At 66.0% G+C, this 13,244-nt stretch carries 10 protein-coding genes; 4 read left to right on the plus strand and 6 right to left on the minus strand.

Features of this window, described 5'->3' with window-relative positions:
• Positions 1-11 precede the first annotated feature (11 nt).
• From ACLJEU_RS23585 to msrA, 4 genes are all read right to left on the minus strand, one after another.
• Positions 12-815 (minus strand): Hsp33 family molecular chaperone HslO, encoded by an 804-nt coding sequence (locus ACLJEU_RS23585; RefSeq protein ID WP_414664068.1) that lies wholly within the window; start codon positions 813-815, stop codon positions 12-14.
• 122 nt (positions 816-937) lie between these two features.
• Positions 938-1,672, minus strand: a complete 735-nt coding sequence (locus ACLJEU_RS23590; RefSeq protein WP_414664067.1) for a hypothetical protein — start codon at positions 1,670-1,672, stop codon at positions 938-940.
• A gap of 2 nt (positions 1,673-1,674) precedes the next feature.
• Positions 1,675-2,700 (minus strand): glycosyltransferase family 2 protein, encoded by a 1,026-nt coding sequence (locus ACLJEU_RS23595; protein ID WP_414664066.1) that lies wholly within the window; start codon positions 2,698-2,700, stop codon positions 1,675-1,677.
• Positions 2,701-2,883: 183 nt separating this feature from the next.
• Positions 2,884-3,480, minus strand: coding sequence for a peptide-methionine (S)-S-oxide reductase MsrA (gene msrA, locus ACLJEU_RS23600; protein WP_414664065.1), 597 nt, complete (start codon positions 3,478-3,480; stop codon positions 2,884-2,886).
• A gap of 181 nt (positions 3,481-3,661) precedes the next feature.
• Here msrA and ACLJEU_RS23605 point away from each other — a divergent pair, with 181 nt between their 5' ends.
• Complete coding sequence (locus ACLJEU_RS23605; RefSeq protein WP_414664064.1) at positions 3,662-5,164, plus strand: TolB family protein; 1,503 nt, start codon at positions 3,662-3,664, stop codon at positions 5,162-5,164.
• A gap of 33 nt (positions 5,165-5,197) precedes the next feature.
• Here the strand turns inward: ACLJEU_RS23605 and ACLJEU_RS23610 are convergent, their stop codons facing one another.
• Positions 5,198-6,250, minus strand: coding sequence for a LacI family DNA-binding transcriptional regulator (locus tag ACLJEU_RS23610; protein ID WP_414664063.1), 1,053 nt, complete (start codon positions 6,248-6,250; stop codon positions 5,198-5,200).
• Between the two features lie 80 nt (positions 6,251-6,330).
• Between ACLJEU_RS23610 and ACLJEU_RS23615 the strand changes: the two genes are divergently transcribed.
• The 3 genes from ACLJEU_RS23615 to ACLJEU_RS23625 all read left to right on the plus strand — a co-directional run bounded on the left by ACLJEU_RS23615 (position 6,331) and on the right by ACLJEU_RS23625 (position 11,288).
• Positions 6,331-7,338 (plus strand): sugar phosphate isomerase/epimerase family protein, encoded by a 1,008-nt coding sequence (locus tag ACLJEU_RS23615; protein WP_414664062.1) that lies wholly within the window; start codon positions 6,331-6,333, stop codon positions 7,336-7,338.
• A gap of 98 nt (positions 7,339-7,436) precedes the next feature.
• The gene (locus ACLJEU_RS23620; RefSeq protein WP_414664061.1) at positions 7,437-8,801 is read left to right on the plus strand and encodes a glycoside hydrolase 5 family protein; all 1,365 of its coding nucleotides are present in this window, start codon (positions 7,437-7,439) and stop codon (positions 8,799-8,801) included.
• 33 nt (positions 8,802-8,834) lie between these two features.
• Positions 8,835-11,288, plus strand: coding sequence for a TonB-dependent siderophore receptor (locus tag ACLJEU_RS23625; RefSeq protein WP_414664060.1), 2,454 nt, complete (start codon positions 8,835-8,837; stop codon positions 11,286-11,288).
• Positions 11,289-11,298: 10 nt separating this feature from the next.
• Here the strand turns inward: ACLJEU_RS23625 and ettA are convergent, their stop codons facing one another.
• Positions 11,299-12,990, minus strand: a complete 1,692-nt coding sequence (ettA, locus tag ACLJEU_RS23630; protein ID WP_414664059.1) for an energy-dependent translational throttle protein EttA — start codon at positions 12,988-12,990, stop codon at positions 11,299-11,301.
• Positions 12,991-13,244 lie beyond the last annotated feature (254 nt).

Here is a 13,244-nt window from a genome sequence, read left to right on the forward strand (position 1 = left end):
GCAGCGTGCGGCTACTTCGGCCGCACCAGAAACGCCTCGAGCGCCTCCCGCGTGACGGTGTGTCGGGCCCCGCAACGCGGGCAGCGCATCTCGAGTTTCGGGTCGTCGCCAAACAACGCCGCCGGATCCTGCCGCATCACGGGCGCGAGCACCTCCATCATCCGCTCCTGGTTGCAGCCGCAGTGCCACCGATAAATCCGGCGCTCGAGAAACGACAGGGTCTCGGTCTTTTCCAGATCGCGCACGGCCTCGGGCGTCAACGCCTGGAACCAGGTGAGATCGCAGTCGGGATGCTCGGTCGCCAGCGCAAACTCCTCCTCGCCGACCTGAAAGTAACGCGCGCCGCGCTGCTCGCTCTGCCGGTAGAACGCCTCGACCGCCGGAATCGGATCCGGGCCGTCGAAGGTCACGGCGCTGCGGCGCGCCGGTTGCGTGCCGCGCACGACGTCGGCGTAAAACAGATTGTGCGGCCCCTCCTTCACGTTCTCGTCGAAAATCCGGCCCGTCACGGTACCGGCCTGGTTGTCGCCCGCCAGGAACAAATTCACGAGTGGCTGTTGGAAGTTGACTGTCCAGGCGATGAACTCGTTCCACGGCCGGGACGCGCAGTGGAGCGTGAACGCGGCCAGCGCCCGCTTGAACATCGCGTCGTGCTCGGGCGCCACCTTGATGTGATTGGCGCTCAGGTGGAGATAGTAGTCGACGAAGAGCTCGCCGAAGTCCGTGCGCGCGACCATCGCGTTGCGACCGCGCACGAAATAGGTGCGGACCTCGAGGCCGGCATCGGCGGTGTTGGGCGGAGTCGTTTCTGGCATGGTCGCACGGTTGCTCGCTTTTACGGGATGTCCAATCCGGAGGCCTGACTTTCTCCGGCGGGGTCGGCCGAAAGGCTCTCAATCCAAGGGCCCACGGAACACACGGAATACACGGAAGAAAATCAGAGTTCTCCGTTTTCCGTGTATTCCGTGTGTTCCGTGGGCAAACCCGGATTGAAACGCGGCGGCAGCACGACGCCCGCCGCCCGGTTGGTGGCGCGCGTGCCGGCGAGCGCGATCATCTCGAGCAGCGCGGTCCGTTGCACCGCGGTCGAATCGAGACTCGCCGGGGGCCGTGCGAGTTTCAGTTCCTCGCCGGTCCGCACCAGCAGCCCCCAGCCCGCCGGAATCTCCGCTTCGGCAAAAATCCCGCCCTCGACGACCAGATACAGGAAGTCCGCGCACCGGTAGCGAAACATCTTCGAGAACTTCGTCCCGCGCAGCACGCGGCGCTGGACCGTTTCCAATTCGTCCAGGACGCCCCGATACGCGCGGTGCTCGAGCGACGAAAAGTCCCACGCGTCGTACTCGGGCCACAGCGCCTCACCCCGCCGCAAATCCGGCCGGTGCACCGCGAGCAGTTGCTCGAGCGTCTGACGGCGCTCGGCCAGCTCGGCCAGCCGGGCCCGCGTCGCCGCCTCGGCATGCGCATCCTTCAACAGATCGGAACGCGCCTGCTTGCACTCGAACACCGCGGTCCGCGCCATCGGTCCGCGCCCGCTGCCCGCGACATCCGCCCGGTAACCACTCCGCGGCACGCGCACCTCGAGCCCGCAGATGGCAAAGCCGTTCGCCTGCGCCCACGCGAGGGCAAGCGTCTTGAGCCGGCTGTGCAGGGCGGTCTCGGCGGAGGGCATCGTCAGGCGCACATCAGGAAATCGCGCCCTTCCTCGTGGCCGCGAGCGCGAAGTACATCGCGAATGTAGTCCCGCGCGCCACGCGTCGAAACGTAGCCAAGCACGAACCGCGCGCCCGGCGGCGGCAGCGCGTCCGGCAGAATCACGGGCACGCCGAAGCCCCCGAGCGCCGGCGTTGCCTTCTTCGCATCGACGTCGATGTAGCCTTCAATCCTGACGCCGTGCGCCGTCAGCCACGACGCCCGTTTGCGGGTGTGCCGGCCGGCGCCCCACACCCACACCGGGCGGCCGCGACCGGCATCATGAGCCGCCAGCGCCCGCGCGATCCACTCGGCTTTCATCCGGAAGAACGCATCCGGCCCGTAGCGCGGGTCGGTGCGCGACAGCCGGCCCGGCGGATCATTCCAGCGCAACAACACGCGCGGTACCTTCGCCATCCGCACGCCGGCTGCCGCCCACCGCAGCCACAATTCGTAATCCTCGGGAAAATCGCCCGCACGATAACCACCGTGCTGCGCGACCAGTTTCCGCCTGAACATCACGCTCGGATGCGCGAACGGCGACTCGATGAAGCGGTTGAGCGCAATCGCCTCGGGCGTCACGAGCGAGTTGAGCCAGTCGACGTACAACGCGAACCCACCGCTTGCCGCCCGATCACCTCCGAAGTCGACGAGACTGCCGGCGACACCAATTTCAGGGTGCCGGTCAAGGAACGCCACCTGCTGCTCGAGACGCTCCGGATGCGCGTCGTCGTCGGCATCCATCCGCGCGATGTACTCGCCCCGGGCGCCGTCGAGCGCCGCCGCAAGGGCCGCCACGATGCCGCGCGCCGGTTGCTGGATCACGCGCACGCGCGGATCGATCCGCGCCAGTCCGCCCAGGAGGGCGGCCGAATCGTCCGTGGATCCGTCATCCACCGCCATTAGTTCCCACGCCGAAAAAGTCTGGCCGCGGATCGCGTCCACCGCGCGGGCGAGCGTGGCGGCGGCGTTGCGGACGGGCAGAAGGACGGAAACCCGGGGCGGCATGACGGACGGACTTCGTGGCGGAATTTTCTCCCGTGGGCGACAAAACACGAATCGCGACACGCACCGCCACGTCGCCCCTGGTTTACGCTGGCGTGAGCAGGTGCGCCGGGAGCATGCCGTCCACTCGCGGGCGCTCGTGGCCACCGCGGCACCGCGTGGTCGGGCAGAGGAGCCGCGCGGACGCTACTTCTTCTCCGCCGCGACTTCGGCCTTCAGCTTCTTGACCTTCGGCGCGATCACGTAGGCGCAGTATCCGGCATTGGGATTCAGCCGGAAATAGTCCTGGTGATATTTCTCCGCGACCCAGAATTTCTCCAGCGGCACGATCTCCGTCGTGATCGGATCCCGAAACGTCTTGGCCGCCGTGGCGCGGGACTTCTCGGCCGCCGCTTTCTGTTCCGGATTCGTGAACAGGATGATCGAGCGGTACTGCGGGCCGTGGTCGTTGCCCTGGCCGCCGACCTGCGTCGGGTTGTGCACGTGCCAGAAGTAATCGAGCAGCTTCTCAAGCGAGACCACCGCCGGATCGTAATCAATTTTGATCACCTCCGCGTGGCCGGTGAGCTTCGAGCAGATCTGCTCGTACGTGGGATTCTGCTCCTTGCCGCCGGCGTAGCCACTGACGACGTCCTTCACCCCCGGCAGGATTTCATAGGCGGCCTCCGTGCACCAGAAGCAGCCACCACCGAGGACGAGCGATTCTGTTTTGGCCGAAGCGGTCGATTTCATGAGTGAGAGTGTCGCGAGCCCAAGGGCCGCACTGAGAAGAAGGCGTTTCATGGCGGGTGGGAGACACCGTGGCGCAAATTATTCCGCGCGCAAGCGGCCGCTTGCACGGTTGCAATCAACCGCGAGGCCGGGAACGTTCGCGCGGGTTGCACTGGCGCGTTCCGGCAAAGCTGAACCTCCGCGGCACGCCGTCACCGTTCCACCGCGCCCCGTCCCCCAACGCCCCGCCACCATGCCCCCCTGCCTCGCTCCCCGCGCTTTCCTCGCGCTGCTCGCCACGTTCGCACTGACCACGCTGGCTCCGCTCCACGCGGCCGCGCTCGGCGCCTTCACCCACGCCACCGACGTCGGCAAAATTGCGCTCCCCGGCTCCGCGGAGTTCAACTCCGCCACGGGGCAGTATCGCATTTCCGGCAGCGGCGCCAACATCTGGGCGAAGGAGGACGCGTTTCACTTTCTCTGGAAGGAGCTCGCGGGCGACCTCGCGTTCACGATGGACGCCACCTGGGAAGGCGCCGGCAGGGATGCGCACCGCAAGGTGTGCGCGATGGTGCGTCAGGGGCTCGACGCCGACGCGCCCTACGTCGACGTCGCCGTGCACGGCGACGGCTTGATTGAGCTGCAGTATCGCAAGGTGAAAGGCGGCGACACCTTCGGCGTCCGCACGCCCATCAAGGCGCCCGCGACGGTGCGGCTCGAACGCGACGGCGACGTGTTTACCGTTTCCGTGGCGAAGGATGGCCGGAGTTTCCAGCCCGTCGGCGCCGTGTCGCTCGCGTTGCCCAATCCCGTCCACGTCGGCCTCGCGGTAAGCGCCCACAACAACACCGTGCTCGAAACCGCGCTGGTCTCGAACGTCACGCTCACGTCTCGCATCGCACAACCGAGCGAAAAGCGCGTCCGCGAAACCAGCCTGGAAGTGCTCAACATCGCGACCGGCGAACGCACGCTCGTCCATCGCGAGCGTTCACTGTTCGAAGCGCCGAACTGGTCACGCGACGGCCAGCAACTTCTCGTGAACCGCGCCGGCGGCATCTACACGCTACCGGTGAACGGCGGTGAACTGCAGCGGCTCAACACCGGCGCGGTCGATCGCAACAACAACGACCACGGCCTCTCGTTCGACGGCCGCTGGCTCGCGCTCAGTTCGGGCGGCGGCAAGGAGGGATCGCGGATCTACGTCGTGCCCGCGACCGGTGGGGAACCGCGCCTCGTGACGCCCACGGGACCGTCGTATTGGCACGGCTGGTCACCCGACGGCAAAACGCTCGCGTACTGCGCGCGGCGGGACGGCAACTTCGACATCTACACGATCCCTGCCGCCGGAGGCGTCGAGCAGCGCCTCACCACCGCCGAGGGTCTCGACGACGGCAGCGAGTACACGGCGGACGGAACGAAGATTTATTTCAATTCCGAGCGTACCGGCGTGATGCAGATCTGGCGGATGAATCCGGACGGAACGCAGCAGGAGCAAGTCACGACCGATCCGAATTTCGGCGACTGGTTTCCGCATCCGTCGCCGGACGGAAAATGGCTCGTCCTGCTTTCGTTCGACAAATCGGTCAAAGGCCATCCCGCGGACCAAAACGTCACGCTCCGCCTGATGCCGCTCGCGGGCGGCAAGCCGAAGGTGATCGCGACGCTTTTCGGCGGACAGGGAACCCTCAACGTTCCGTCGTGGTCGCCCGACAGCACGCGGATCGCATTCGTCAGCTACCGGCACGTGCTGCCGTGACGTCCCGGGCGCGTCGGTCGCAGCGACCGGGGGTCACCGCTTTATCCGGTTGGGAATCGCGCCGCCGACCCACGAGCCGCTGATCACCGTGGTGTACGGCTCGGCCGGAATACCGCGCCGGCCGATCGTGATCATGTGCGTCAGCCGTTCGACCGCCACGGCGCCGATCCGATCCGGCCGGTCGCAATTGCCGGGAAAGGGAAACCGGCCGTTGGCGAGCGGCCGGGCCGAGCAGGTCACGATCGGTCGACGGCCGATGAGTGCGCGTTCCTGCAGGAGTTCGCGCGCGAGTTCGTCCTTTTCGGCGAAGAGCACATCGGGTTTTTCCTCCGCCAGCCAGCGCTTGAGCGCGACGCGATCGACGCGTTCGCAAAAATGCGCGCGCACCAGACCGAGGCCGCCGTAGATGCCGTGCCACGCGTGCGCCGCGGTGATGTTGTGGCCGCACCGCTCGTCGTGCTTCGGCCGAATCACGAGGCCGGGACGTCGGTAGCCGGCCTGCCGCACGCGTTCGCAGAGCGCCGAGATATTCTCAAAGTGATTCGCCGCGACGCAGTCGAAGCGCGGGCTCGTGACGGAGAGCGTCGCGGAGACGACGGCGAATTCGCGCCAGTCGAGCAAGTCGTCCAGCGCGCACGGCCGGGCCATCGGCAGTAGAATCACGCCCTCGATCCCGCGGGAGCGCAGCACCCGCTGCAAGCGCGCCCCGGCGCCCGCCGCGCGATCCACATGGACGACCTGCAGCGCGAAGCCCGCCAGTTCCGCCGCCGCTCTCGCGCCGTCGCGCAGGAGATCACAAAAGACCTCCGGCTCGCCCGGCGGGCGCGTGGTCAGCGCACACACGTTGGCCCGGTCCCGGCGCACGCGTCCCGTGCGCAGGTGATGCATGAGCCTGGCCACGTGCGGATCGGGCCGGTAGCCCGCCTCGCGCGCGATCTGGTGAATGCGATGCCGCGTCGATACCGCGACGCCCGGATGATTGCGCAACGCGAGCGAAACCGCCTGCGCGCTGACGCCCGCCCGCTCGGCCAGCATGCGCATGGTCACCCGGGCGCGGTCGTTCGAGAGCGGATCAGCGGTTGCCACGGACTTTACTGTAAAGAACCCCGCCCCTTGCGCGGTCAACGGCCAAATCCCAAGGTGAAGGCAACCACCCCGTTGTCCCGATGACTTCGCTTTTTTCCCGTCGCACGTTCCTCAAGCAGGCCGCCCTCCTGCCGCTCGCCGCCACCGTCAGCATTCCCGCGTCGACCGCGCTGGCCGCGTACGCGCAGCCCAAGCGCATCGGCGGCTCGCACCTGCGGCCCGCGTTAAACGCGTATTCCTTTCTCGAGCTCCTGAACGCAAACGCGAAGGACAAGACGAAGGGACTGGATCTATTTCAGCTCTGCGACTTTTGCGCGCAGCACAATTTCGACGCGATCGATCTCACCGGCTACTTCTTCCCGGGTTACCCGCAGGCGCCGGCCGACAGCTACCTGTTCGCATTGAAGCGCCACGCGTTCGATCTGGGACTCGCGATCAGCGGGACGGGCGTGCGCAACGATTTCACCGCCGCGAACCCGGCCGTGCGCGCCGAGGGCGTGCAGCGGCTCAAGACCTGGATCGAGGTCGCGGCCAAACTCGGCGCGCCCGTGGTGCGGGCCTTCGCGGATTCGCAGCCGCCGTTCAAGAACTGGCAGCAGGCGGCCGACAACGCTCCCCGCGCGACCGTCGAGGGTTACCTGGCCGACGCCCTGCGCGAATGCGCGGATCACGGCAAGAAGTTCGGCGTCATCGTCGGCGTGCAGAATCACGGCGACTTCATCAACACCGGTGCGGAGCATCTCAGCCTGCTCCGTCGCGTGGACCATGAGTGGTGCGGCGCCCTCGTTGATACAGGCAAATACTTGACGCCCGATCCGTACGCCGACATCGCGCTGACGGCACCCTACGCAGTGAACTGGCAGATCAAGGAGACGATGCAGAGCTCGGTCGATTCGCCGGCGACCGACATGAAGAAACTCATCACGATCATCCGGCAGTCCGGCTATCGCGGCTACCTGCCGATCGAAACGCTCTCGATGCGACGCAAGGGCTACGACTCCACCGTCGAGGTGCCGAAGATGCTGGCGGACCTGCGCGCCGCGCTCGCGGCCACCGAGTCAATCGCCCCGGTTCCGCGCCCCCGGTAAAAGCCGGCCTCACGCCGTTCTCCTCTCCTGCGTCGCCGTCCCGCACGTTGCCGGGCCTGCCGTACCCATTTCCCCGACTCCGCCACGCTGTCACTTCGATGAAAGCCCGTTCCCGCTTCCGCCTGCTTGTATCCGCCGTCCTCGTACTCACCAGCACGGGCGTGGCTGCGGAGCCGTTCACCGTCAGCGCCGCAAAGACGAAACCGGGCAATCCCTGGCAGGAGTATCCGACGCGTATCGTGAGCCACCTTCCCGGCTATCAAACCACCACGGATACGGCGCTCTCGCGCTATGGCGGCATGGCCGGCGAAACGCGTCGCGCGTCCGGCTTCTTCCGCGCTGAGACGATCAACCGTCGCTGGTGGCTGATCGATCCGGAGGGTCATCGTTTCATCCATGTCGGCGTCGTGGATGTGAAGCATCCGCCGGCGTCGGGCCCGGCCACGGAGTGGGCCGACGCCACCACGGACCTGCTCCACGCGCATGGTTTCAACGGCACCAGTGCCTGGTCGGACACGGCGCTGCTGCGCGCCAGCAAACACCCGGTCGTGTACACGCGGATGTGGAATTTCATGGGCGCGTACGGCCGAAAGCGTGGCGGCGTTTACCAGCAATCGGGCCATCTCGGCTATCCGGGTGATTGCATCTTCGTGTTCGACCCGGCGTTCGAGACGTTCTGCGACGACTATGCGCGCCAGCTCGCGACCACCCGTGACGACCCGTGGCTGCTCGGACACTTCTCGGACAACGAGCTGCCATTCTACCTCAAGTCGCTCGACAACTTTCTCAAACTCGCGGCGGGCGATCCAGGGCGCGTCGCCGCCGAGGCGTGGCTTGCCCAACGCCGAATCAACCAGCCGTCCGAGCAGGGCCTCACCGACGCGATGCGTCACGACTTCCTCGGTTTCGTGGCCGAGCGCTATCTGGCCATCACCACGGCCGCGATCCGCAAGGTCGACCCGAATCATCTCTGCCTCGGGCCGCGCTTCGATTTTCAGGCGCTGCAATCGGCGCCCCTCTTCGCCGCCGCCGGCCGCCATCTCGATGTCATCGCGGTCAACTACTACCACGCCTGGACGCCCGACCCGGTGCGAACCGCCAACTGGGTGAAGTGGTCGGGCAAGCCGTTTCTCGTCACCGAGTGGTACGCGAAGGGCATGGACTCCGGCTTCGCCAACACCACCGGGGCCGGTTGGGTGGTGAAAACGCAGGCGGACCGCGGACGGTTCTACCAGAACTTCACCCTCGGCCTGATCGAGACGGGCGGCTGCGTGGGCTGGCACTGGTTCAAGTATCGCGACAACGACCCGGCCAGCAAAACCGCGGACCCGTCCAATCTGGATTCGAACAAAGGCATCGTGAACCTCCGGCTCGAACCCTACGCGCCGCTGCTCGCGGCGATGCGCGAGCTCAACCGCCAGGTGTACTCGCTTGCCGAATACTTCGACCGCCGCGCGCCTTAACCGCGCCCCTCGCATCCCCAAACCCGCTTCCCCATGAAATCACCCGTTCCGCGTTGTCTGCTGCTTTGCCTCGCCGGCACCCACCTCACGCTGGCACCGCTCGCCCACGGCCAGACGGTGGCGGCGCCGTCCCCCACCGCTTCCACGCCCGGGCTCGACGCGGCGGAGACCGTAAAGCTGTCGGAGTTCACCGTCTCGACCGATCGCGATCGCGGCTACTACTCGAGCAATGCCGCGGCCGGCTCGGTGCTCGCGGACAAGCCGATCAAGGAGCTCGCGCTCGCCATTTCGGTCGTCAATCGCGACCTGCTCGATGATCTGCAGACCAACACCATCGGCGAGGCGCTGCAGTTCTCGGCGTCGTTCAGTCCCGAGTCCGGCATGATCCGCGGCCAGGGCGCGATCGATCCCAGCGGCCAGTTCACGAACCGCGTTGGCAACAGCACCAACGGCGTGCCCGACTCCGGCTCGGTCGAGCGCATCGAACTCGTCAAGGGCCCGCCCTCGGTGTTGATGAGCTCCTCGTCGGCGGGCGGTTCAATCAACATCGTGCCGAAGCGTCCGCAGTCGAAAAACTTTTCCGAGGCCGAAGTCCAGTACGGCAACTTCCAGCAACGCTACCGCATCGAACTCAACCGGGTGCTCACCCGGAAGCTCAGCACGCGGCTCGGCGTCCAGTACGCGCGCGCCGCGTTCAACGGCAACTCGCTGCAAGGCCAGACGAACATCCCGGAGTTCGACTCCGATCGCCGCCTGCTGGTGTTCAATTCGACGGTCTACAAGCCGTTTCCCAACACTGTCCTCGGCTTCGACATCGAACAGGTGCGGGATCGCTCCAACCAGGGCAACCGGACGGCGCTGCGTTTCGCCACGGTCACGCGCAACGGCCAGTCCGTGCGCCTGCCTTGGTATCTCGCCTACAATCTCCCGCTCAACTGGTCCATCTCCGGTCCTGATGTCGAGACCGCCAAGGACCATCGCTACCTCACCGCGATGTGGAGCCAGAAGTGGGCGGCGCACTTCAAGACCGAGGCGAATCTGTACAACCAGTGGTACAACGAAAAACTCCTGGCCGGTCACCAGAACTTCGAGGAATCCGCCGCTCCCGCAGGCCTGCCGCCGTTTCGCTCGCTGCGCGTCTCGAGCTTCGACCGGACCCAAATGGCGCAGCGCACGACGCAGATCGCCTTTCGCGGGCTCTTCGACGCCACCTTCCGCGAGACCAAGCACCAGCTGGTGTTGAAGTACAATTACTACACATTCTACACCGACTCGCAGAGCTATCGCGCCTACGCTCCCGGCACGAATCCACTCACCGGACTCGTCGCCGCCAACGAGACCAAGGGGCCGTGGCTGCAGATCGAGGGCGCGAGCCCGAACCAGCTCAACGGCTACGATCGCGGCTACCCGGCCAATCTGAACTACCTCTGGCGCTACACGCAGGACGCGCATGACAACCCGCACCGCCACCAGGGCAACATCATCTACACGGGAGAATACCCGACGCGCATCGGCACCTTCTTCCCACTCGCCGGCATTTCCTACCACAGCCAGATCGAGAGTTTTCGCACGACCTACACGCTCGCGAACGGTGCCCTCAACAATCCGACGCTGCCGTCACGGCCGCACCGCTGGGGCAGCGCGCCAAGCGCGGGCATCGTGTATCAGGTGACACCGGCCATCGGCCTCTACAGCAGCTATCTCGAGTCGTTCCAGGTGCCGACGAACATGAACTCGTTCAACGAGCTGCTGCCCAATCGCGAGGGCGTGAGCCACGAGACCGGCGTGAAGATCGAACTCTTCGATCGCATGATCTCGGGTACGTTCAGCTACTTCGACACCACCGACAAGAATCGCGCCACGACCGACGCCGGCGCGTTCAACGTGAACACCCGCGACACCAGCGGCCGCGGCCCGCGCGATCCCGGCTTCGACGCGAACGCCTTGGCGCCGAACACGTCCCGCGGAGACACCGTCGCGCTCGGCGAATACAACTCCCACGGCTGGGACTTCGACCTCACGGTGCAGCCGCTGCGCGGCCTGCAGGCCACGCTGTCCACCACGCTGACGGACGCGCAAACCACCAAGGACCAGAACCCCAGCGTCGTTGGCCAGCGGCTCGGTGGTTTCGCCAAGCGCAATTACGGTACCGTCGTGAGCTATCGGTTCATGAGCGGCGCGCTCCGCGGCCTGTCCGTGGGCGGCGGCTATCGCTTCACCTCGGACCGGTATCTCGGGCGTATCCGACAGTCCAACACGGTCGTGGGCTCGCCGTTCGTCGACTACTGGCAGCCGTCGGCGCAGTCGCTGCTGGTTTTCTCCAAGTACGTCTTCAAGGTCCGCCAGCGCGACGCCTGGGTGCAGTTCAACGCCGACAATCTGCTCAAGGCGAAACGCTATCTCAACGAGACCTCGTTCACCAACCTCGCCATCTACGGGATCGACACGCCTGTCGTCTGGCGCGTGACTACCGGCGTGCGCTTCTGAGCCCGGCGGCTCAGCCGTGTCCAAGCTTGCGATACTTGATGCGGTGCGGCTGATCGGCCTCGCGGCCCTTCCGGCGGCGGAAGTCCTCGAGGTAGCTCGAGTAGTTGCCGTTGAACCAGGTCACGGTGCTGTCGCCCTCGAAGGCGAGAATGTGCGTGGCGACGCGATCGAGGAACCAGCGATCATGCGACACCACCACGGCGCAGCCGGCGAAGTTCTCCAGGCCCTCCTCGAGCGCGCGGATTGAGTTCACGTCGAGGTCGTTGGTGGGCTCGTCGAGCAGGATCAGATTGGCGCCGCTCTTGAGCAGGCGCGCGAGGTGGACGCGATTGCGTTCGCCGCCCGAGAGCACGCCGACCTTCTTCGACTGATCGGCGCCGGTGAAGCCGAACTGCGCGCAGTACGCGCGGCTGTTCACCTCGCGGTTCGACAGCCGCATGATCTCCTCGCCGCCACTGATCGCCTGCCAGATCGTCTCGGTGTCGGGCAGCGTGTCGCGCGATTGATCGACGTGTGCGATCTTGACCGTATCTCCGACCCGCAGCGTGCCGCCGTCCGGCTGCTCCGCCTGCGTGATCAAGCGGAACATCGTCGTCTTGCCCGCGCCGTTCGGCCCGATCACGCCGACGATGCCGCCCGGCGGCAGCGAGAAATTCACGTTCTCGAACAGCACGTTGTCGCCGTAACTCTTCGCCAGCTTCTGCGCCTCGACGACAAGCGTGCCGAGCCGCGGACCCGGCGGGATGAGGATCTCGAACTCGCGCTCCTTCTCGGTGACGTTTTCCTTGAGCATCTTTTCGTAGGCGTTGATGCGCGCCTGACCCTTGGCCTGCCGCGCCTTCGCGCCGGAACGAATCCACTCGAGCTCCCGCGCCATCGCCTTGGAGCGCTTGTCCTCCGTGCGCTGCTGCACGGCGGATCGCGCCTGCTTCTGCTCGAGCCACGACGAATAGTTGCCCTTCCACGGGATGCCGTGACCGAAGGAGAGTTCGAGAATCCACTGCGCGACGTTGTCGAGGAAGTAGCGGTCGTGCGTCACCGCGATCACGGTACCCTCGTAACGCGCCAGATGCTGCTCGAGCCAGTGCACGCTCTCGGCGTCGAGGTGGTTGGTCGGCTCGTCGAGCAGAAGAATCGAGGGCTTCTTGAGAAGCAGGCGGGCCAGCGCCACGCGACGCCGTTCTCCACCGGAGAGCTTGTCGACCAGCGCATCGCCGGGCGGACAGCGCAGGGCGTCCATCGCCATCTCGACCTGGGGCGTCACATCCCACGCGCCGAGTGCATCAATTTTCTCCTGCAGCTCACCCTGCTTCGTCATGATGGCGTCCTTGGCGGCATCATCGGGCGCCTCGTTCAACTCGTCCCACGTCGCATCGTAAGCCGCGGTGAGATCGGTGAGGTGTTTCACGCCCTCTTCGACGCTCGCGCGCACGGTCGAACCCGGCGTGAGGTGGGGCTCCTGCTCGAGCAGGCCGACGGAATACCCCGGCTCGAAATGCAGCCGGCCGTCGATCTCGGTGTCACGGCCTGCCAGAATCCGCAGCAGCGACGATTTGCCGGAGCCGTTGAGGCCCAACACGCCAATTTTCGCCCCGTAGTAAAACGAGAGCGAGATGTCGCGGAGGATTTCCTTGCGCTCGATTTTTTTCGAGACGCCGAGCATCGAGAAAATGATGGTGGGAGCTTCGTCGGTTTTAGCCACGGGCGTGACTCAAGCGCCGGCCGTCCGCGCCGCAAGCCTCGCGTCCGCGCCGCATGCTTTGAGCACGAGAACGCGCGCCTAGCCCACCCGATGTGGCTCGTCTCCCTTGGGCGGGACACAAGATCCGCGACTGCCGCCGGCACCTCCGAAATGCGGCCGTCTGGATGCAAACCGTGTGCTGGAAACGCGCCGGTTTTTACGGATCTTTCGCCAAAAAAAACGCAACCTGAACCATGCGAGATTTTCCCATCCGC

This window comes from Terrisphaera buseokensis (assembly GCF_047521145.2).
GTDB lineage: Bacteria > Verrucomicrobiota > Verrucomicrobiia > Opitutales > Opitutaceae > ER46.